This is a genomic window from Streptomyces sp. NPDC050085 (assembly GCF_044460595.1).
In the GTDB taxonomy this organism is placed as follows: domain Bacteria; phylum Actinomycetota; class Actinomycetes; order Streptomycetales; family Streptomycetaceae; genus Streptomyces.
The window spans coordinates 113,015-133,036 of record NZ_JBITJZ010000011.1 but is presented as its reverse complement, the minus strand read 5'-3'; the positions used below and the strand labels follow the sequence as shown (position 1 = coordinate 133,036).

At 72.0% G+C, this 20,022-nt stretch carries 21 protein-coding genes and 1 pseudogene; 11 read left to right on the top strand and 11 right to left on the bottom strand.

The window, feature by feature from the left end:
- Positions 1–5: 5 nt before the first annotated feature.
- Both ACIBUY_RS32355 and ACIBUY_RS32350 read right to left on the bottom strand, forming a co-directional pair.
- Complete coding sequence (locus tag ACIBUY_RS32355) at positions 6–614, bottom strand: acetate uptake transporter (RefSeq protein ID WP_399154496.1); 609 nt, start codon at positions 612–614, stop codon at positions 6–8.
- Between the two features lie 117 nt (positions 615–731).
- A complete protein-coding gene (locus ACIBUY_RS32350) occupies positions 732–1,772 on the bottom strand; it encodes an ABC transporter permease (protein WP_365567085.1) in 1,041 nt (346 codons plus the stop codon).
- Between ACIBUY_RS32350 and ACIBUY_RS32345 the strand changes: the two are divergent.
- Together ACIBUY_RS32345 and ACIBUY_RS32340 are read left to right on the top strand one after the other, a co-directional pair.
- A pseudogene (locus ACIBUY_RS32345) lies at positions 1,684–2,055 on the top strand (hypothetical protein); the annotation flags it as partial. The gene ACIBUY_RS32350 and the pseudogene ACIBUY_RS32345 overlap by 89 nt on opposite strands.
- A gap of 6 nt (positions 2,056–2,061) precedes the next feature.
- Positions 2,062–2,424, top strand: a complete 363-nt coding sequence (locus ACIBUY_RS32340) for a hypothetical protein (protein ID WP_365567171.1) — start codon at positions 2,062–2,064, stop codon at positions 2,422–2,424.
- An 8-nt stretch (positions 2,425–2,432) separates the two neighbouring features.
- Here ACIBUY_RS32340 and ACIBUY_RS32335 read toward each other — a convergent pair whose 3' ends face one another.
- The 3 genes from ACIBUY_RS32335 to ACIBUY_RS32325 all read right to left on the bottom strand — a co-directional run bounded on the left by ACIBUY_RS32335 (position 2,433) and on the right by ACIBUY_RS32325 (position 7,434).
- The gene (locus ACIBUY_RS32335; RefSeq protein ID WP_399154495.1) at positions 2,433–3,410 is read right to left on the bottom strand and encodes a DNA polymerase thumb domain-containing protein; all 978 of its coding nucleotides are present in this window, start codon (positions 3,408–3,410) and stop codon (positions 2,433–2,435) included.
- Positions 3,407–6,877: a DNA polymerase III subunit alpha gene (locus tag ACIBUY_RS32330; RefSeq protein WP_399154494.1), complete on the bottom strand. Its 3,471-nt coding sequence runs from the start codon at positions 6,875–6,877 to the stop codon at positions 3,407–3,409. The genes ACIBUY_RS32335 and ACIBUY_RS32330 overlap by 4 nt, the downstream gene beginning before the upstream one ends.
- Before the next feature lie 182 nt (positions 6,878–7,059).
- Complete coding sequence (locus ACIBUY_RS32325; RefSeq protein WP_399154493.1) at positions 7,060–7,434, bottom strand: cupin domain-containing protein; 375 nt, start codon at positions 7,432–7,434, stop codon at positions 7,060–7,062.
- 102 nt (positions 7,435–7,536) lie between these two features.
- Here ACIBUY_RS32325 and ACIBUY_RS32320 point away from each other — a divergent pair, with 102 nt between their 5' ends.
- Together ACIBUY_RS32320 and ACIBUY_RS32315 are read left to right on the top strand one after the other, a co-directional pair.
- Positions 7,537–7,983 carry a MarR family winged helix-turn-helix transcriptional regulator gene (locus ACIBUY_RS32320; RefSeq protein ID WP_365567089.1) on the top strand — a complete coding sequence of 149 codons (447 nt, stop codon included), beginning with the start codon at positions 7,537–7,539 and terminating at the stop codon, positions 7,981–7,983.
- Positions 7,984–8,122: 139 nt separating this feature from the next.
- Positions 8,123–9,028, top strand: coding sequence for an esterase/lipase family protein (locus tag ACIBUY_RS32315; protein WP_399154492.1), 906 nt, complete (start codon positions 8,123–8,125; stop codon positions 9,026–9,028).
- 84 nt (positions 9,029–9,112) lie between these two features.
- Here ACIBUY_RS32315 and ACIBUY_RS32310 read toward each other — a convergent pair whose 3' ends face one another.
- Both ACIBUY_RS32310 and ACIBUY_RS32305 read right to left on the bottom strand, forming a co-directional pair.
- Entirely contained in the window at positions 9,113–10,114 is a 1,002-nt protein-coding gene (locus tag ACIBUY_RS32310) for a lytic polysaccharide monooxygenase (protein WP_399154491.1), read from the bottom strand.
- Between the two features lie 162 nt (positions 10,115–10,276).
- Positions 10,277–10,966, bottom strand: coding sequence for a response regulator (locus ACIBUY_RS32305; RefSeq protein WP_365567092.1), 690 nt, complete (start codon positions 10,964–10,966; stop codon positions 10,277–10,279).
- A gap of 124 nt (positions 10,967–11,090) precedes the next feature.
- Between ACIBUY_RS32305 and ACIBUY_RS32300 the strand changes: the two genes are divergently transcribed.
- From ACIBUY_RS32300 to ACIBUY_RS32285, 4 genes are read left to right on the top strand one after another with little or no spacing between them, the layout of a single operon-like run.
- A complete protein-coding gene (locus ACIBUY_RS32300) occupies positions 11,091–12,074 on the top strand; it encodes a tripartite tricarboxylate transporter substrate binding protein (RefSeq protein ID WP_365567093.1) in 984 nt (327 codons plus the stop codon).
- Positions 12,071–12,601, top strand: a complete 531-nt coding sequence (locus ACIBUY_RS32295) for a tripartite tricarboxylate transporter TctB family protein (RefSeq protein ID WP_365567094.1) — start codon at positions 12,071–12,073, stop codon at positions 12,599–12,601. Before ACIBUY_RS32300 ends, ACIBUY_RS32295 begins: the two co-directional genes overlap by 4 nt.
- Before the next feature lies 1 nt (position 12,602).
- A complete protein-coding gene (locus ACIBUY_RS32290; RefSeq protein ID WP_365567095.1) occupies positions 12,603–14,111 on the top strand; it encodes a tripartite tricarboxylate transporter permease in 1,509 nt (502 codons plus the stop codon).
- A complete protein-coding gene (locus tag ACIBUY_RS32285) occupies positions 14,108–14,572 on the top strand; it encodes a GNAT family N-acetyltransferase (RefSeq protein WP_365567096.1) in 465 nt (154 codons plus the stop codon). Before ACIBUY_RS32290 ends, ACIBUY_RS32285 begins: the two co-directional genes overlap by 4 nt.
- Before the next feature lie 15 nt (positions 14,573–14,587).
- Here the strand turns inward: ACIBUY_RS32285 and ACIBUY_RS32280 are convergent, their stop codons facing one another.
- Positions 14,588–14,725, bottom strand: coding sequence for a hypothetical protein (locus ACIBUY_RS32280; RefSeq protein ID WP_365567097.1), 138 nt, complete (start codon positions 14,723–14,725; stop codon positions 14,588–14,590).
- A 109-nt stretch (positions 14,726–14,834) separates the two neighbouring features.
- Here ACIBUY_RS32280 and ACIBUY_RS32275 point away from each other — a divergent pair, with 109 nt between their 5' ends.
- Positions 14,835–15,434: a class I SAM-dependent methyltransferase gene (locus ACIBUY_RS32275; RefSeq protein WP_399154490.1), complete on the top strand. Its 600-nt coding sequence runs from the start codon at positions 14,835–14,837 to the stop codon at positions 15,432–15,434.
- A gap of 15 nt (positions 15,435–15,449) precedes the next feature.
- Here ACIBUY_RS32275 and ACIBUY_RS32270 read toward each other — a convergent pair whose 3' ends face one another.
- On the bottom strand, positions 15,450–15,944 hold the full coding sequence (locus ACIBUY_RS32270) for a DUF402 domain-containing protein (RefSeq protein ID WP_399154489.1): 495 nt from the start codon (positions 15,942–15,944) through the stop codon (positions 15,450–15,452).
- Positions 15,922–16,854: a GNAT family N-acetyltransferase gene (locus ACIBUY_RS32265; protein ID WP_399154488.1), complete on the bottom strand. Its 933-nt coding sequence runs from the start codon at positions 16,852–16,854 to the stop codon at positions 15,922–15,924. Before ACIBUY_RS32265 ends, ACIBUY_RS32270 begins: the two co-directional genes overlap by 23 nt.
- 69 nt (positions 16,855–16,923) lie before the next feature.
- Between ACIBUY_RS32265 and ACIBUY_RS32260 the strand changes: the two genes are divergently transcribed.
- Positions 16,924–17,298 carry a GntR family transcriptional regulator gene (locus ACIBUY_RS32260; RefSeq protein WP_365567101.1) on the top strand — a complete coding sequence of 125 codons (375 nt, stop codon included), beginning with the start codon at positions 16,924–16,926 and terminating at the stop codon, positions 17,296–17,298.
- Between the two features lie 23 nt (positions 17,299–17,321).
- Here ACIBUY_RS32260 and ACIBUY_RS32255 read toward each other — a convergent pair whose 3' ends face one another.
- On the bottom strand, positions 17,322–18,416 hold the full coding sequence (locus ACIBUY_RS32255) for a DUF5925 domain-containing protein (protein ID WP_365567102.1): 1,095 nt from the start codon (positions 18,414–18,416) through the stop codon (positions 17,322–17,324).
- Between the two features lie 177 nt (positions 18,417–18,593).
- On the opposite strand from ACIBUY_RS32255, the gene ACIBUY_RS32250 reads away from it, so the two are divergent.
- Positions 18,594–20,015 carry a xylan 1,4-beta-xylosidase gene (locus ACIBUY_RS32250; RefSeq protein WP_399154487.1) on the top strand — a complete coding sequence of 474 codons (1,422 nt, stop codon included), beginning with the start codon at positions 18,594–18,596 and terminating at the stop codon, positions 20,013–20,015.
- Positions 20,016–20,022: the final 7 nt, after the last annotated feature.

Sequence of the window (20,022 nt, the reverse complement as noted above, 5' to 3'; positions counted from 1 at the left end):
GCCGCCTACGACTCGTCGGGCTCGGCGGGCTCGGGCGGTGCCAGGAACCGGCCCATCGGCAGGACCGGGCGACCCCAGGTCGACGCCATGACCTGCCCGGCGAGCAGATACAGCGCCCCGGCCGTCGCGCCGAGCCCGAACCAGCCCGCGACCCGGTTCCAGCCGACCGCGCCCGTGAAGCCGTTGCAGGTCATCGCGACGAAGACGACGAGTACGCAGGTGAAGGTGAGCAGCAGGACGAGGTGGATGCGCCAGCTCGCCAGCCACAGCACGAAGACGACGAACACCCAGGGCAGCGTGAACAGGCCCATCGCGTCGCCCCGCAGGGACGGGTCGAGGGACGGCACGACCCAGTGCAGCATCATCGCCTTGGCCATCCAGAACAGGCCGAAGCCGCCGAAGACCGTGGCGTGCCAGGTGTCACCGCGCTGCGCCTGGAAGAGGCCGGCGAGGAGCTGGGCGAGGCCGCCGATGAAGAAGCCGACCGTGGGGATGTCGGCCGCCGCCAGCTTCTCGGGGAAGACGCCGGCGTCGATGCCCGTGGCGATCATCGTCACGACGATGAACCCGGTGAGGCCGAGGGGGCCGAGTTGGGCCTGGGCCGTGGGTTCCATGCGTTTGACGGAACGGGCCTGGGCTGCGGGTCCTGAGCGGTGCGGGAAGTTCATGGGCGCCTATTTCGTCTGCCGGGTGGGGCTTGTCGTGCGAGTGCGGATCGTGGTGGGTTGCCCCTAGGGAGTTGCAGTCCCCTGCGCTGCTTGCGGGACTGCCCGCTTCTTGGTGCGCAGGTTTGCCACCAGCAGGGTGAGTGCCACTCCGACCACCGCCCACGCCGACAGGACCAGCAGGGACTTCGTCATGTCGTTGCCCTGGAAGTACGCGATGGAGCGCGCCGCCCAGGTGCCCGCGCCCGGGGGGAGCCACGGGCCGATCGCCTTCCAGAACGGCGGCAGCATCGGCAGCGGGAACGCGCCGCCCGCGCTCGGGTTGCCCGCGACGACGATCAGCAGCACGGCCAGGCCGATGCCGACGACGCCGGTCAGCTCCTCGAGCGCGAGCGTGATCGCGCCGACCGCGAACGTGACCAGTGCGCCCAGCCCCGCGAGGCCCCAGAACGAGCCGGGCAGGGCGCCGAGGATCGAGTGGCCGATGATGAGCGAGCCGCCGAGGCCGCCGACGATCGCGACCAGCGCCATGGCGCCGAGCCGGATCGTCGCGCGCTGCGGGCTCGCGGGCTTGGACCCGGCGCTGATCGACATGATCGAGGCGCACAGATAGCCGCCCACGCACCAGCCGACGACGAGGTAGAACGACGAGAGCCCGTCGAAGTCCTGGGACGAGGCCGGTGCCACGTCGACGGTCCGCACGGTGCGCTTCTGTACGCCGTCGACCTCGGTCGCGATCGTCTCCAGGGCCTTCGACAGGACGGTGCCGCCGCCGGACGCGACGAGCAGCGTGTCCGTCGTGCCCCGCGGGTCGACGATCAGCGCGCCGTCGATCGTCCGGTCCAGGATCTGCTTCCGCGCCGCCTTCTCGTCGGAGACCACACGCGGGTCCAGCGGCGAACCCGGCAGCTTCGACAGCTGCTGCTCGGTCTGCTGGGCGAGCGCGGGCACCGGCGCGACGACACCGAACGGCACGTCCTTCGGCTTCGGATTGTGCAGCGCGCCCACGTACGACGCGATGAACAGCAGTTGCAGGGCGAGTACGCCGATGACGAGCAGCGCGGCGCGGGGCGTGACGGCGTTCTTGAACTCATCGGCGAACTTCATGCCCCCACGGTCGGCCGGGGGTCTGCGTCGTGCAGTCGGGGTGGGCCGAACGGGTGGCGGACAGGCCCTAGTGTCCTGGTCTTGTGTTCTGCGGTCTGATGGTGGTGTGCCTGGACCGCGGTTGGACCCGCTCGTGTTGTCCGAGGGCGAGCGGCGGATGCTTGAGGGGTGGGCGAACCGGCGTAGGACCGCTCAGGGCCTGGCCCAGCGGGCGCGGATCGTCCTGGAATGTGCCATGGGGCTGTCGAACGCTGACGTTGCGCGTCGGTTGGGTGTCTCCCGCTCCACCGTGACCTGTCGGCGGGCCCTCGGCTCCGTCCTGACCGGGCGGACCGCGGCGCAGCTGCGCTGCCGTGCCGTGGTCGGACCGGCGAACAACCAGCTCGCCACGCCGGACGTCGCCGACCTGCTGCACCGGCGCGACATCGTCTGGGTGCCGGACTACGTCGCGAGCGCGGGCGGAGTCATCAACGCCGTCAGCACCGAGGTCCACGGCCTCGGCGCAGACGAGGCCCGCGCCCGGGTCCTGGCCGTCGAGGACACCGTCGGCGATCTGCTGGACACCGCGCGGCGCAGCGGCCGGACCCCGGCGCAGGCGGCGGGCGAGCTGGCCCGGCACCGGCTGAGCGCCGCGCAGTACGCGCCGCGGTAGCCGCCGGGTCAGGCGACCCGCGACGCCCCGGCCGGCCGCACCGCCTGCGCTCCGTACTTGCCCCGGGCCCGGTCGACCACGGCCTCGATGCGGCGGGCCCTGTCGTCGGCGGGGTCGAACAGCAGCTGGTGCGTGGCGAGTTCGGCGGGGATCAGGTCGTCGGCCCGCAGCGCGAAGTGGCGGACCCGGGCCCGCTGCAGGCCGAGCCGGTCGTGCAGGTCGCGGGCGAGAGCGGTCAGCGGCGGGGTGTGGGCGGTGGCCTCGCGCAGGGCGCGGGTGCGGGTCGTCGTGGTGCGGTCGGCGTAGCGGACGGTGAGGGTGAGGGCGCGGGCCGCCTGGGACTCGGCGCGCAGCCGCAGGCCGAGCCGGTCGGCGAGGCCGAGGAGCACCGCACGTTGCCGGTCCCGGTCCAACTCGTCCTCGGAAAAGCCGTGTTCGACCCGGACCGAGCGGGCCGGAGCCGCGGGTACGACGGGCACCGGGTCGATGCCGCGGGCCGCGTCGTGCAGCCGTCGGCCCGCGGCGGCGCCCAGGATGCGCTGCAGGGTGCCGAGCGGCGCGGCGGCGATCCGGCCGACGCTGTCGAGGCCGTACGAGGACAGGGTGCGGGCGGTCGCGGGCCCCACGCCGTGCAGCGCGGCGGCGGGCTTGTGGGCGAGGAAGGCGGCGACCGCGTCGAGGTCGTCGGGCAGGGTGCGTACCGCCGAGGGCGGGCCGTCGGCGGCGACCATGCGGGCGAGCATCGGGTTCGCGGCGACCCCGACGGTCGAGCGCAGCCCGTAGAGGCCGCCCGTGCGGGCCCGGATGCGTTCGGCGAGGGCCGTGGCGTCCGTACCGAAGTAGCGCAGGCTGCCGGAGACGTCGGCGAGCGCGGCGTCCGGCGGCAGCGCCTGCACCAGCGGGGTGAACTCGGCCAGCAGGCCGAGGAGATGACGGTGGATCCGCTCGTCGGTCAGGTCGTGGAAGTGGATGTACATGATCTTCATCCCGCGCTCCCGGGGCTCTGGTGCCACAACTTCCGGCTCTGCTTGACGGATTCACCGGGCGGCTGCAGGTCCGCCCAGGGGTGCAGGTCGTAGCCGGTCTCCAGGCGGATGCTGCGGCCGTCGGGGGCCGCGCCCGGTGCGGGACGCTCGGCGGTGAGCCGTTCCGTCACCGCCGACAGGCCGCCCGTGCGCCGCAGTTCGGCCAGTTCGGCCAGGTCCCAGGCGGCCGATCCGGTGACCGAGAGGGCCTTGCCGCTGCCGCCGCCGCGGCGCTGGACGACACCGCGGACGAGCAGCAGCCAGGAGTGGAAGACGGTGTGCGCGCAGGCGTCGTGGCTGTCCTCGAAGAACGCGCAGTCCACCAGGCCCGAGGTGTCGTCGAGCGTCGTGAAGATGACGCGCTTGCCGGAGCGGACCGGCGGCGTCTGCACGGCGCCCTTCGCCCCGGCGACGAGGACCACCTGCCCGTGCGGCAGGTCCTTGAGGCGGTGGGCGGTGCTCACGCCGAGCTCGTCGAGCAACTCGCGGTGGGCGCCCAGGAGATGGCGGGAGGTGTCCATGCCGAGGACGCCGAGCTCGGCGCCGAGCCGTTCGGCGTCGTCGAGGTCGGGCAGCTGAGCGGGGGCGACCACGTCGTGCTCCGCGTCGCTCTCGCCCAGTGCCAACTGCCCGCTGGATGCCCGGAGTCGGGAACGGCTCAGCTCGGCGATGTGCAGCATCAGATCGCGCCGGTTGCGCCCGAAGGAGTCCAACGCGCCCACCTGGGCGAGCCGTTCGGCCACCGGCCGTGACGGGCGGGCCCGGGAGAGGAAGTCCTGCAGCGTGCCGTAGGGCCGCCCCGCGACGATCCGCTCCGCCTCGTCCTCGCTCATGCCGCGCACGTCCGCGAGGGCGAGCCGGACCCCGTGCACCGGGGCACCCCCATTACCGGACACCAGTTCGATTCGATAGGCCGCGTCCGACGCGTTCACGTCCAGCGGCAGGATCGGCACCCCCCACCGCCGCGCGTCCGAGAGCAGCAGCCGCTTCGGGTACATCCCGGGGTCGTGCGTGAGCAGCCCCGCGTAGAAGGCGGCCGGATGGTGCGCCTTGAGCCAGGCCGACTGGTACGACGGCACGGCGAACGCGACGGCGTGCGCCTTGCAGAACCCGTACGCACCGAACGCCTCGACGATCTCCCAGGTCCGCTCGACGACCTCCTCCGCGTACCCCCGCTTCCGCGCCCGCTGCGCGAACCAGGCCTGCACCCGGCCCACTTGGCCGGGGCGCGACAGGGCGCGGCGCGTGTAGTCGCCGAAGGCCCGGCTGCAGCCGGTCATCACGTGCAGGATCTCGATGATCTGCTCGTGGAAGACGACCACGCCGTACGTGTCCTCCAGCGCGTCCCGCAGGTCCTCGTGCGGGTACGCGGGGGCCTGCCGCCCGTGCCGCGCCTTGATGAACGGATCGACCATGTTCGCCGCGACCGGACCCGGGCGGAACAGCGAGATGTCCACGACCAGGTCGTGGAAGGTCTCGGGCTGCAGCCGCGCGATGAGGTCGCGCTGGCCCGGCGACTCGGTCTGGAAGCAGCCCAACGTCTGGGAGGACTTGATGAGTTGATACGTCTTCGGGTCGCCCGGCGGCACCTGCGCGGGGTCGTCGAGGTCGATGCGGCTGCCGGTCGCCCGCTCGATCTCGGTGACCGCGTGCGCCATCGCCGACTGCATCCGCACCCCGAGCACGTCGAGCTTGAGCAGCCCGAGGTCCTCGACGTCCTCCTTGTCGAACTGGGCCATGGGGAAGCCTTCGGTGCTGGTCGGCATGACGGGCGTACGGCGCAGCAGCGTGGTGTCGGAGAGCAGCACGCCGCACGGGTGCATGGCGATGCCGCGCGGCAGGGCGTCGAGCGCCTCGACCAGGTCCCACAGGCGCGGCCCGTGCTGCTCCGGGTCGATGCCGCGCAGCTCGGGAAGTTCCCGCAGGGCCGCGCGGGCGTCGCGGGCGCGGATGTGCGGGAAGGACTTCGCGAGCCGGTCCACCTCGGCCGGATCGAGACCGAGGGCGAGACCGACGTCGCGTACCGCATGACGTACGCGATAGGTCTCCGGCATGGACACGGTGGCCACGCGCGCGGGGCCGAAGCGGTCCAGGATCGCCCGGTAGACCTCGAGGCGGCGGGCGGACTCCACGTCGATGTCGATGTCGGGCAGTTCGGCGCGCTGGTCGGACAGGAAGCGCTCCATCAGCAGCCCGTGCTCGACCGGGTCGGCGGTGGCGACGCCGAGCAGATGGGTGACCAGGGAGCCCGCGCCGGAGCCGCGCGCGGCGACCCTGATGCCCAACTCCCGGGTGTCCTCGACGACTTGGGCGACGGTGAGGAAGTACGAGGCGTAGCCGAGCCGTTCGATCAGGCCCAGCTCGTCGTTCAGGCGGTCCCAGTACGGACGCTTGCGGTCGTAGCCGCGGGCCAGCATCGCGGCGACGGACCGCGAGCGCAGGACGCGGTCGGGGGTGCGCCGCGCGGCGCCGACGAGGTTCGGCTCGGGGAAGTGCACCCGGCCGAGCCCCAGGTCGTCCTCGGGGTCGACGCGGCAGGCGGCGGCCGTGTCCGCGGTGACCTGGAGCAGCCGGCGCGCGGTGTTCTCCCGGTACCCGGCGGCCTCGGCCACCTGCAGGGCGATCCGCTCCATGTCGGCGCCGGGCCTGAGCCACCGCTCCCCGCTGTCGAGCGTGCCCCGGGTGTCGATGGGCATCAGGCGGCGGGCGGAGTCGAGCACGTCCGCGACCTGGCCCTGCCCCTCGTCCGCGTACCGCACGGCGTTGGTCAGGACCGGCAGGATCCGCTGGTCGGCGGCGAACCCCAGCGCGCGGGCCGCGAGCCGCAGCGAACCGGGCCCGGTGCCGCTCAGTCCGTGGCAGACCACCTCGATGCGCAGCTGCGCGTCCCCGTACCGCTCCCGCCAGGGCGCGAGCAGCCGGGCGGCGCGGTCGGAGCGTCCGGCGGCCAGCGCCCGGCCGACGTCCGAGTCGGGGCCGAGCAGCACGACGACGTGCTCCCCGCCGACGGCGTCCCAGGGCAGCAGGGGGCGCCGGTTCTCCTGGGTGTCCCGGTGCGCCGCGGTGACCAGGGCGCACAGCTCGGCCCAGCCGGCGGCGCCGTCCCGGGCGAGGAAGACCACGCGCTGCGCCGTCTCGTCGACGAACGCACCGCCCCTGACCGGGGCGCGCCGCCGCTCGGTGCGACCGGCGGCCGCGGCTTTCTCAGGGGGTTCGGCGACTGCGAGATCCACCCCGAACAGCGGCCGGATCCCGGCCAGGGCCGCGGCCTTGGCGAAGCGGACGGCGCCGCCGAGGGTGTCCCGGTCGGTCAGCGCGAGCGCGTCCATGCCCCGCTCGGCAGCCCGCCGTGCGAGGGCGTCCGGGTGCGAGGCGCCGTAGCGCAGGGAGAACCCTGAGGAGGTGTGCAGATGCGTAAACCCATGCATCTGATCCACCTCGCCACTTGCAGCCCCCCTGCTCTTGACCTGTCACACCAGCCTCATCAGGCCGGTGACCTCACCATAGACCATGTTCGAATCTTTGTGCGATTCAAAGATCTGGGGGAGCGGGGAGCGGGGAGCGGGGGGTGGGGAGTGGGGGCGGTCGGCTCCGAGCGCGGGGCCTCACCTCACCGTGCCCACGGCGGCGCGATCCGGGTTCCGTCCGCCAGCTCCGCCTCCAGGCCCACCGACGTCGTGACCCACATCGTCGCCACCGCGTCCGTCGGGTTCTCGACCGAGAGAGTCGTGCCCGCGTTCACGATCGCCGTGTCGCCCGGGGCCAGGGTGTGGGTGGCGCCGTCGAGGGTGAGGCGCAGGGAACCGGTCAGCAGATGGAGGATCTCCTCGCGGGTCACCGTGTGGGCGGGCGCCCTGGTGCCCGCGGGGATCTCGCCCCGCCAGGCCGCCAGCTCCTTGCTGCCGGTGGCGGGGACGGCGTACGAGACGAATCGGGCGCCGTGCATCTCGTGGACGACGGCCTCTGAAGCGTGGATCACTGGCATGGCGTTCTCCTCGGGGTCCCTGTGGGTGGCTGAGATGGTCAAGCAGCTTGACCATATAGTCAGGTAGCTTGACCATCTCGTCAAGGGTGTTTCAATACGTGGGTGCAGAACTCCGAAGCCATGGCCCTGTCCACCGTCCTCCTCTCCGCCGCGGGCGAACTGACGCAGCGCATCCACGAGGGCGTCGTGGCCAGGGGGTTCGACGGGGTGCGGCCCGCGCACGGGTTCGCCTTCGTGCGGCTGTCCTTCGGGGATGCCACGGTCACCGATGTCGCCGCGCACCTCGGCGTGACCAAGCAGGCCGCCAGTCAGCTCGTCGACGAGCTGGTGCGCAAGGGGTACGCGGAGCGGCGGCCCCACCCGGGGGACGCGCGGGCCCGGCTCGTCGTGCTCACCGAGCGGGGGTGGGCCTGCACCCGGGCCGCCGAGGAGGCGGCGGCCGACGCGGTGCGGCCCTGGGTGGAGCGGCTCGGCGAGCGCAAGGCGCGTGCGCTGTACGAGCACTTGGCGGTCGTCGCGCCGAACGGGCCCATCCGGCCCGCCTGGTGACACCTCGTCAGGATCATCCGGCGCAAGCGCGCGGGGAATCTTTTACTGACGCGTAACTTCACGCCTCTACTACTCGCGCGTAACTTGACGTGGGCACAGCAAACTCCTGCAACTCCCTTGAGCCGCAAGGAGATTCATCATGCTGCCCGGAAACAAGCTGTCCGGAAACAAGCTGCCCGGAAACGAGCCGCCCGGAAAGAGATGGCGTCGCGCGCTGCGGGCCGCGACCGTCGCCGCCGCCCTGTTCACCGCCACCGCGACCCCCGTGGTCACCGCTCACGCGGACGCCGCGGCGAGCGCGGGATGGAACGACTACTCCTGCAAGCCGTCGGCCGCGCATCCGCGGCCCGTCGTCCTGGTGCACGGCACGTTCGGCAACTCCGTCGACAACTGGCTCGTCCTCGCGCCCTACTTGGTGAAGCGCGGCTACTGCGTCTTCTCCCTGGACTACGGGCAGTTGCCCGGCGTCCCCCTCTTCAACGGGCTCGGGCCCATCGCGAAGTCCGCCGGGCAGCTCGACGCCTTCGTCGACAAGGTGCGCGGGGCCACCGGTGCCGCGAAGGTCGACCTCGTCGGGCACTCGCAGGGCGGCATGATGCCGCGCTACTACCTCAAGTTCCTGGGCGGCGCGGCGGAGGTGAACGCCCTCGTCGGCATCGCGCCCGACAATCACGGCACCACGCTCTCGGGGCTCACCAAGCTGCTGCCGTACTTCCCCGGCGCCGAGGACCTGCTCACCCTCGCGACCCCGGGCCTCGCCGACCAGATGGCGGGCTCCGACTTCGTCACCCGGCTGAACGCGGGCGGCGACACCGTGCCCGGCGTCCACTACACCGTCATCGCCACCAAGTACGACGAGGTCGTCACCCCGTACCGGACGCAGTTCCTCGACGGGCCCGACGTGCGCAACGTCCTGTTGCAGGACCTGTGCCCGGCCGACCTCTCCGAGCACGTGACCATCGGGACCGTGGACCTCGTCGCGTACCACGAGGTGGCCAACGCCCTGGATCCCGCGCACGCCACGCCCACCGACTGCTTCAACTGACCTGCTGACGCGGGAAGTTGAGGACGGCGAGGGCCGCCGTCTCCCGGTACGAGGGGGAGACGACGGCCCGTCGTGCGTGCGGGGTCAGCGGCTGTGCCGGCCGCCCGCGATCGCGCGCCTGCGCACCGAGGCGAACAGGCCCGCCGCGCCGACCGCGAGCGCGGCCGCGCCGCCGATCGCGATGTACGGGGTGGTGGAGTCGCCGCCCGTCTCGGCCAGGTTCTCCGAACCACCCTGTGCCGCGGGGGAGTTGGCGTCACCCGCGTCGGAGCCCGCGGCCGCGGCGGCCGACTCGTGCGCCTCGTGCGTCGCGCCGGCGTCGTCGCCGCTCATGTCCATGCCGCTGTGGTCCACCGTCGACTTGTCGGCGTCCTTCGCGATCTGCTCGTCGGACGGCACGGACGGTGCGGACGTCGAAGGGGCCGCCGCGCCGCCGGACGACGACGAAGCGCCGCCGTACGTCACGTCCGAGCAGGAGTAGAAGGCCTCCGGGCTGTCCGAGCGCTGCCAGATGCTGTAGATCAGCTGGCGGCCCGTGCGCTCGGGCAGCGAGCCGGAGAACGTGTAGTAGCCGCCCTCGGCCGCCGGGTCCGTCTTCGTCGCGACCGGGTGCTCGAGGTCCAGGTCGGACCAGGCCAGCGGCTTCGACGGGTCGTAACCCTGCTTCGTCATGTAGAGGTTGAAGGTGCCCTTGTGCGGGGCGGTCACCTTGTACTTGAACGTGTACGAGCCCGCCGAGACCTTGGTGGCCGGCCAGTCGGCGCGGGCCAGGTCCATGCCCTTGAACTCGTCGGAGTTCGCCGAGCACAGCTTGCCGTCCGGGATGTGCTCCTGGTGCTTGCCGCCGGCGGCGCCGTCGCGGATGCCGTTCCAGTCGTACAGGGCCTGCGAGCCGCCCGCCGCGACCGCCGCCTTGCACGCCGCCGACGTGGGGTTCTCGGCGCCCTCGGCGTAGCAGGCCGCGACCCGGGAGACGGGGTCGCCGAGCGTGCCGTGCGCCGCCGCGGGGGAGGCGGACAGGGCGGTCAGGGCGAGGGGGGCGACGCCGACGGCGGCGAGTGCGGCGACCTTGCGGCGTGCGGGCATGGGTACTCCTCGGGGTTCTTGAACGTGGGGGTGTGGCAAGGAAGTTAGCCCAGGAAAGTGCGCAGGTCGGCCGCTGCGGGCGCACCGAGTCGATCTTTATGACGCGCTTAAGGTGCGGCTCAGACTCCGCTCAGACAGTGACCCGAGACCCCAGGGCAGGCCCTAGGAAACCCACTGGTACCGGCGCTCCGGCCGGCCCGTCCCGCCGTACCGCAGCGACACCCGCGCCCGCCCCGTCCCCGCGAAGAACTCCAGGTACCGGCGCGCGCTCACCCGCGACAAGGAGCCCGCCCGCTCGGCGCACTCCGCCGCCGACAGGCCCTCCGGATGGGCCCGCAGCGTGCGCTCCACCAGGTCCGCGGTGTGCGCGGCCAGCCCCTTCGGGAGCTCCCGGGACCCCGGCGGCCGCGCGCCGAAGATCTGGTCGACGTCCTCCTGACGCGCCTCGTCCAGACCGTCCAGCCGCGCCCGCACCGCCGCCACGTGCCGCAACTGCTCCCGCAGCGCGGCCTGGTTGAACGGCTTGATCAGATAGTGCAGCGCCCCGGCCCGCAGCGCCGCCCGCACGATCTCCGCGTCCCGCGCCGCCGTGATGAACAGCGCGTCCACCGGCGTACGCGAAGGATCGCGCTCCTCCGCCGCCCGCAGCTCACGCAGCACCTCGATGCCGTCCATGTCCGGCAGATACACATCGAGGAGCACCAGATCGGGACGTATCGCCTCCGCGGCGCGCAACGCCTCCGCGCCGCTGTGCGCCACGCCCGCCACCACGAACCCGTCCGTCGCGGCCACGTACCGGCTGTGCAGCTTGGCGACCATGAAGTCGTCGTCCACGACCAGCACCTTTGTCACGGGCGCAGGCTAGGTGCGCGACCACAAGGACCACAACGTTCCTTGCTTGCGGAAGGGAGACAGCTTGTTAACGCCTAGGCAACATGTGGGCCACCTCACAACCCAGAACTAGGTGGTGGCACACGTGCGCCTGCGCACACCGCTCTCCCTGCTCGGGGCCGCGCTGCTCGTCCTGGTGGGGCCGCCGCTGCTCACCACGGGCAGCGGCGCCGACACCGGCACACAGATCCCCGGCCTGCGCCTCATGGTCCCCAACACGCCAGGCGGCGGCTACGACATCACGGCGCGCACCGCCGCCAAGAACGCGGAGGACGCCGGACTCACCCACAACATCGAGGTGTTCAACCTGCCGGGCGCGGGCGGCACCGTCGGCCTCACCCGGCTCGTCGGCGAACACGGCAACGGCAAGCTCGCCATGTCCATGGGCCTCGGCGTCGTGGGCGCCGCGCGCTCCAACCACGCCCCGAAGACCCTCGCCGACACCACCCCCATCGCCCGCCTCACCGAGGAGGCGGACGTCGTCGTGGTCGCGAAGGACTCCCCGTACAAGGACATCAAGTCCCTCGTCGAGGCGTGGCGGGCGAACCCCGGCAAGCTGCCCGTCGGCGGCGGCTCCTCGCCCGGCGGGCCCGACCACCTCGCGCCCATGCTCATGGCGCGGGCCGCGGGCATCGCGCCCAAGGACGTCAACTACATCCCCTTCGACGGCGGCGGCGAACTCCTCGCCTCCATCCTCGGCAGCAAGGTCGCCTTCGGCGTCTCCGGCGTCGGCGAGTACCTCGACCAGATCAAGAGCGGCGAACTGCGGCTGCTCGCCGTCACCGGACCCGAGCGCGTCCCCGGACTCGACGGCCCGACGCTCAAGGAGTCCGGCTACGACGTCGACTTCACCAACTGGCGCGGCATCGTTGCCCCACCCGGCCTGAGTGACACGCAACGCGACAAACTCACCGCACTCGTACGGAAGTTGCACGCCTCCGACGAGTGGCGGCAGTCCCTGAAGAAGAACGGCTGGGACGACGCGTTCCTCGTCGGCGACGACTTCGGGGCGTTCCTCGACGCGCAGGACAAGCGGGTCGTCTCCGTACTGAAGGAGCTGGGACTGTGACCGCCACCGACACCCGGGAACGGCCCGGGACCCGGACGTCCTGGCTGCGCGAACACTCCGAACTCGGCGTCTGCGTCCTGCTGTTGGCCCTCGGCGCGCTCGTCCTCACCGACGCGCTCACCATGGACGTCGACCTCACCCAGCGCGGACCCGTCGGCCCCAAGACCGTGCCCGTCGCCGTCGGCATCGGCCTGCTCGTCGTCGCCGTGCTCCTCGCCGTCGACGTCCTGCGCGGCGGACGGGGCGAAGCCGAGGGCGGCGAGGACGTCGACCTGTCCGAACCCGCCGACTGGCGCACGGTGCTGCTGCTGGCCGGCGTCTTCCTCGCCACCGCCGTCCTCATCGAGCCGCTCGGCTTCCCGATCGCGGGCGCCCTGCTCTTCTGGGGCGCGGCCTACGCCCTCGGCAGCCGCCACCTCCCACGCGACCCGCTGATCGCCGCGGCCCTCTCCCTGCTCACCTACGCCGTCTTCAACAACCTGCTCGGCGTCCCACTGCCGGGCGGCCCCCTGATGGGAGTGCTGTGACGTGAATTCCTTCAACTCCCTCATGGACGGCTTCGGAACCGCCCTCACCCCGATCAACCTCCTGTGGGCCGCGATCGGCGTCCTGCTCGGCACGGCCATCGGTGTCCTGCCCGGCATCGGCCCCGCCATGGCGGTCGCCCTGCTCCTCCCGGTGACGTACGGACTCGAACCCACCGGCGCGTTCATCATGTTCGCGGGCATCTACTACGGCGCCATGTTCGGCGGCTCGACGACCTCCATCCTGCTCAACACCCCGGGCGAGAGCGCCGCGGTGGTCGCCGCCATGGAGGGCAACCCCATGGCCAAGGCGGGACGCGGCGCACAGGCCCTCGCGGCCGCCGCCATCGGGCACTTCGCGGGCGGCATGATCGGCACGATCCTGCTCGTCGCCCTCGCGCCCAAGGTCGCCTCGCTCGCCGTCGACATCGGCGCGCCCGACTACTTCGCCATCATGGTCCTCGCGTTCATCGCGGTGACGTCGGTGCTCGGCGCCTCACGCATACGAGGGCTCGCCTCGCTCCTCATCGGACTCACCATCGGGCTCGTCGGCCTCGACCAGATGACGGGCCAACAGCGGCTCACCTTCGGCTCGTTGCAGCTCGCCGACGGCATCGACGTGGTCATCGTCGCGGTCGGCCTGTTCGCGATCGGCGAGGCCCTGTGGGTGGCCGCGCACCTGCGCCGCACCAGCGGCGAGGCCATCCCCGTCGGACGGCCGTGGCTCGGCAGGGCGGACGTGAAGCGCACCTGGAAGTCCTGGCTGCGCGGCCCGCTCATCGGCTTCCCGTTCGGCGCGATCCCCGCGGGCGGCGCCGAGATTCCCACGTTCCTGTCGTACGTGACGGAGAAGCGCCTGTCCCAGCACAAGGACGAGTGGGGCAAGGGCGCCATCGAAGGCGTCGCGGGACCCGAGTCCGCGTCCTCGGCATCCGCGGCGGGCACCCTCGTCTCCATGCTCACGCTCGGCCTGCCGACGACCGCGGTCGCCGCGGTCATGCTGGCGGCCTTCCAGCAGTACGGCATCCAGCCCGGACCGCTCCTGTTCGAACGCGAACCGGACCTGGTCTGGGGCCTCATCGCCTCCCTGTTCGTCGGCATGGTCCTGCTCCTGGCCCTCAACCTGCCGCTCGCCCCCGTCTGGGCGAAGCTGCTGCGCATCCCGCGCCCCTACCTCTACGCGGGCATCCTCTTCTTCGCGGCGGTCGGCGCGTACGCGGTCGGCGGCGAGTCCCTCGACCTCGTCATCCTCCTGGTCATCGGCCTCATCGGCTTCGGCATGCGCCGCTACGGACTGCCCGTCCTGCCCGCCGTCATCGGCGTCATCCTCGGCCCGAACGCCGAGCAACAGCTGCGCCGCGCCCTGCAGATCAGCGACGGCAGCGTCAGCGGCCTGGTCGACACGCCGTTCTCCGTGACCGTCTACGCGCTCGTCCTGGCCATTGTGGCGTGGCCGTTGGTCAAGAAGGCGATGGTGCGGGGGAGGGGACGTGGCGTAGACAAGGCGGCATGAGCGCACCGACCCCGGCCGTACGCCCGGCCACCGCCGCCGACGTACCGGCGATCAAGGCCGTCACCGACGCCGCCTACCAGCACTACATCGCCCGCATCGGCGTCGTGCCCCAGCCCATGGAGGCCGACCACGCGGCGAACGTGGCCGCGGGCCTGGTGCACGTCACCGGTGAGCCGGACGTCATCGGGCTCGTGGTCGTCGAGGCCAGGGCCGACCACCTCTTCCTCGACAGCATCGCGGTCCACCCCGACGCCCACGGGCGGGGGGTGGGCCGCGCGCTGCTCGCCTTCGTCGACGAACACGCGCGCTCGCTCGGGCTGCCCGAAGTGCGGCTCTACACCAATGCGTTGATGTGGGAGAACCAGAAGCTCTATCCGCGGTGCGGATACGACGTCGTGGAGCGCCGCGTCGACGGCCCCTACGACCGCATCCACTACCGCAAGCGTCTCAGCGTCATCTGACCGGACCCCGCCCGCCTACTCGTCCGGCCACCACGTCTTGCGGACGTCCTTGCGCACCTCGGGACGCTCGCGCTGCTGCTCGGCCGCCTCTTCCCGCAGACGGCGAGTGAGCGTGCTCACTCCGGTCGGCTTGTGCATGGTCACTCGGCGCATGATGCCTCCTGTACCTACACCGGGTTCCAACGTGGTGCTGTTGTAGACCTGTTCCCGGAGCGTTGCTCATCGAAGCGCAATTGTCAGTGGCGGTTGTCACGATGGGAACATGACGCAAACTCCGGGAAGCACCGCATGGGACACCGAGGCCGCCCGTTTCGACGACGAGCCCGATCACGGGCTGAGGGACCCGGAGGTCCGCGCGGCCTGGGCCGGACGCCTCGCGGGCTGGCTGCCCGACAGACCGGGGGACCTGCTCGACCTGGGTTGCGGCACGGGCACGATGTCGCTCCTCGCGGCCGAGCGCGGGCACCGGGTGACCGGCGTCGACTTCGCGCCGAAGATGCTGGACCGGGCCCGTCACAAACTCGCCGGGCACGACGCGGAGTTCCTGCTCGGTGACGCGGCGCGGCCGCCGGTGCCGTCGGGGGCGTACGACGTGGTGCTGGTGCGGCACGTGCTGTGGGCACTGCCCGACCCGGCGGCCGTGGTGCGGCACTGGTGGTCGCTGCTGCGGCCCGGCGGGCGGCTCGTGCTGGTCGAAGGGGTGTGGGGCGAGCTGAACCCGGCGGGGATCCCGGCGACCCGGCTGATCGAACTGCTGGGGGACGTCGCCGGGGACGTACGGCACGAGCCGCTGTCCGGGGACCCGCGGCTGTGGGGGAGACAGGTGAAGGACGAGCGGTACGCGGTGGTCGCCACGGGGTGACCGCTCGCCCCGGGTTCAGTCGAGCAGCGCCGTGAACTCCCCGCTGCGCGCCAGGAATTCGAGCTCGTCGAGGGCTCCGGCCGCCGACCGCGCGGCGGCCGGGTCGCTCTCGGTCAGACCGCTGTCCGCGAACTCGTCCTCGTCCAGGCGGATCACCTCACTGCCGTCCGCGGACACCCACAGGTCGAGGTCCAGGTCCTCGACGACCAGCGCGTCGCCGTCGCGCAGCGCGGGCCGGGTGATGTCGCAGTACCAGCCCTTCACCGTGCCGTCGGCCGCGCGGACCTCCTTGATCGCGTACCAGCGGTCGCGCCAGTAGTGCTCCGTGAACACGTCGCCGGGCTCGAAGCGGACGAAGCCGAAGTCCCGTACGTCCTCGCTCGCCCACGCCGCGCGCACGGTGAGCCGGGTGCCGTCGTCGTGGAGCAGCTCCGAGGGGTAACTGATCTTCGTGCGGCCCGCCTTGACGAGCGTGACCGTCAGTTCCTCAGGAACCGAGGGTGCGGACATGGCGGACCTCCGTCGCCTCGATCTTGTAGCCGAACCAGCGGTTGATCGCGAGCATCGGCTCGTTGCCCGCGTCGTTGCCCGTGTACGCCACCGTGCAGCCGGCCGCGCGGGCCCGGTGCAGCGAGTCGTTCTTGGCGAGCTTGGCCAGGCCCCGGCCGCGGAAGGCGCGGGCCGTGCCCGTCATGCCCGTCGAATAGCGGCCGTCGCCGTCCGTGCGGGCCAGGGTGAACGCGGCGGGGCGGCCGTCCACCAGCGCCACCGTCGTCAGCTCGGCGTTGAACAGGGGATCGCGCCAGGTGTGCGTCAACCAGTGCTCGTAGTCGTCCAGTTCGGCACCGATGTCGCTCGGCTCGTCCGCCACGGTCTCCGCGTCCAGCGCGAACAGCGGGCGCGGATCGTCCGAGAACGTCGCCGCCGAACGCAACTCGACGCCCTCCGGGGCGACGCCGAGCGGCGGCAGCGGGTCCGTGAGGTCCAGGCTGAGGAAGTGGGCCGACCGGGATGCGACGTAGCCGCGGGACGCCGCCCACGCCAGGTTCCGCTCGCCGTCCATCGCCCAGCAGTACACCTCCGTCACCCCGTGCCCGGCGAGGTACTCCTCCGCCGTGCGCAGCAGTCCGCTGCCCGCTCCGCGGCCCGTGTGCTCGGGATGGACATACACGTTGGCGTAGCCCTGGCCCGGGGTCGGGCTGTCGTGCGCGACACCGACCTGGGCGGTGCCGATCAGCTCGCCGTCCCCGGTCTCCGCGACCAGCTGGCGGTAGTGGGAGTCGGGGTGGGCGTGGGCCACGGCGTGGGCGACGGAGGCCGACGTGGAGAGCATGGCGGGCACACAGACGCGACGGATCCGGGCGAAGCCCTCGGTGTCGGCGGCGTCATCGGGGCGCAGGGCGCGAATCTTCAGGCTCATAGGGTCGGCAGGCTATGCGCCGGGGGATTCGGCTCGCCTCCCATTTTCCGCTGCGGGACAATCGGGCCCGTGACCCTGAAGATCCGTGTGGACCACGCCGCCGACAGCGCGGCCCCCTTCGAGCAGGTGCGGGCCCAGATCTCCGAGCTCGCCCGGGGAGGGACGCTCCCCGTGGGCTACAAGCTGCCCACCGTGCGCGGCCTCGCCGAGGACCTCGGCCTGGCCGCGAACACCGTGGCCAAGGCGTACCGGGCCCTGGAGACGGACGGGGTGATCGAGACGCGGGGTCGGAACGGGACGTTCATCGCTTCCGCCCGGGACGCGGCATCGCGGGAGGCCGCGTCCGCCGCGCAGGTGTATGCGGATCGGGCTCGGCGGCTCGGGCTGTCGCAGGAGGCGGCACTGGCGGCGGCGGAGGATGCGGTGCGGGCCGCGTATTCGTAGGGGCAGGACATGGGGGCCAGGGGCTACAGGTACAACCCCGCGTCCGCCGACCCCCGCTGGTCCGGGACCGACGTCGGGGAGACGCCCCGGCGCAGGGCGTAGAGCTCGGCCAGGGTCGCGCCCTCGCGGTTCACTCCCTCCTCCGTGCCCAGCCACGTCACCGCCTCGCGGCGGGTCAGCGGGCCCACCTCGATGCGGGCCAGGCAGCGGCCGGGGCGGACCACCGCGGGGTGCAGGCGCTCGAGGTCCTCGTTCGTGGTGACGCCCACCAGGACGTTGCGCCCCTGGCCGAGCAGGCCGTCCGTGAGGTTGAGCAGACGGGACAGCGCCTGGCCCGCGGTGTGCTTGGCCTCGCCGCGGATCAGTTCGTCGCAGTCCTCCAGGAGCAGCAGTCGCCAGCGGCCCTTCGCCGTGCCGTCGTCCTCGCCGATCGCGATGTCCATGAGGTATCCGACGTCGGAGAACAGGCGCTCGGGGTCCAGGACGCAGTCGACCTGGCACCAGTCCCGCCAGGAGCGGGCCAGCGTGCGCAGCGCCGACGTCTTGCCCGTGCCCGGCGGGCCGTGCAGCAGCAGGAGACGGCCCGCGATGTCCTCGGGGCGCGTCTTCATCAGGGTGTCCATGGCCTCGGCGACCGGCGCCGTGTAGTTGGCCCGGACCTCGTCCCAGGTACCCGCCGAGATCTGCCGGGACGTGCGGTGCGGGCCGCGGCGCGGGGAGACGTACCAGAAGCCCATCGTCACGTTCTCCGGCTGCGGCTCCGGTTCGTCGGCCGCGCCGTCCGTCGCCGACTTGAGGACCTTCTCCGCCAGCTCGGCGGTGGTCGCCGTGACGGTGACGTCCGCGCCCCTGTTCCACCGGGAGATCAGCAGCGTCCAGCCGTCGCCCTCGGCGAGCGTGGCGCTGCGGTCGTCGTCGCGCGCGGAGCGCAGCACGCGGGCGTCCGGCGGCAGCAGGGTGGCGCCGGAGCGGACCCGGTCGATGTTCACCGCGTGCGAGTGGGGCTGCTCGCCCGTGGCGAAGCGGCCCAGGAACAGCGCGTCGACGACGTCGGAGGGGGAGTCGCTGTCGTCGACGCCAAGACGGACCGGCAGCGCGTCGAACGGGTTCTCAGACATGCCGCCATGATCCGGCACCACGGGGCCGCCCGCACGGGATTTCCGCAGCGCGTCACACGCGTCGCGCCCGGCGACGTACGCATCGAACGCGTGGTCGGGCCGGGCGTGAAGCCTGTGACGATCCTGTGGCAACGGATGCTGTCATTCCACCAACTCGCCTCGTTACGCTTGCCCTTGATGGGACGTCATGGGTGGAATTCGGGGGCACGGCGGTGGCGGCTCACCGCTCTGCTCGGCGTAGGGGTGGCCGCTCTGGCCCTGGTGCTGACGGTGATCAGCACACTTCCTGACAGCAAGGGCTCCACCGCGGGCACCACGCCCGACGGTGACAAGGTCCACGGCAGCCAGGCCGATCCGCCCCGGCAGGCGGGACCCGAGGTCGGCTGGGGCTTCACCCACACCGAGCACTCCGCGGACGAGGGCTCCTCCGCCGCCGTGGAGCGCGCCGAGAAGCTCCTCGGCGGCCGGCCGATGCCGCAGAACCAGGCGATCATGGGCTGGGGAGCGGACAACCCCGAGCCGGTGAAGGGGCGTTACGACTTCACGGCGATGGACCGCCGCATCGACTTCATCACCAAGTCCGGCGGCACCCCGGTGATCACGCTGTGCTGTGCGCCCGACTGGATGAAGGGCGGCAAGTCCGGTGTGGACAACACGAATTGGAGCCAGCCGAACCTGGAGAAGGCGCCCTACCCGCAGCACTTCCAGGACTTCGCGAACCTCGCGGCGACCGTGGCCAAGCGCTATCCGTACGTCCACCACTTCATCGTGTGGAACGAGTTCAAGGGCTTCTGGAACGACGGGCAGGCCCGCTGGGACTACGAGGGGTACACGCAGATGTACAACCTCGTCTACCAGGCGCTGAAGAAGGTCGACGAGAAGAACATGGTCGGCGGTCCCTACCTGGTGATGGACAGTCACAATCCGCGGCAGACCGACGGGACGACGGATGCCGTCAAGGGTCCCTGGGGCCGCCTCGACCAGCGGATTGCCGACGCCTTCACGTACTGGAACAAGAACAAGGCGGGCGCGGACTTCGTCGTCGTCGACGGTTCCAGCTACACGAACGACGACGAGATGCTGCCCGACGAGTTCAAGGCCACCGACAAGCTCACGGCCGTCGGCAAGTGGGTCGAGCAGCAGACCGGTGATCTGCCGCTGTGGTGGGCCGAGTACTACGTGGAGCCGGCCGACAGCGAGGACCACCGCAGGGGCTGGAGCGAGCCGCACCGCGTCGCCGTGCAGGCCGCCGGGCTGATCGCGATGGCGAAGGGCGGCGCCACGTCCGGGTTCTACTGGAACCCCGAGACGGAGAGCGGCAGTTCGTGCGCCGGCTGCATGTGGCGCCCCACGGACGGCTCCTCGGGCGGCGGCGCGCTGCCCATGTACGACCTGGTGTCCCGGTTCAACGAGGAGTTCGGGCCCGGCACGACGTTCCGGTCGGTCGACGTCGCCGCCGACGACGTGCCCAACGTACGGGTCATCGCCGACGACAAGGCCGTCCTCGTGATCAACACCCTCAGCCGCGCGATCAGCGCCGAGGTCGACGGCAAGCGCTTCGAGATGCAGGGCTACGAGGTGAAGTGGCTGCGGCGGTGACCGGCCG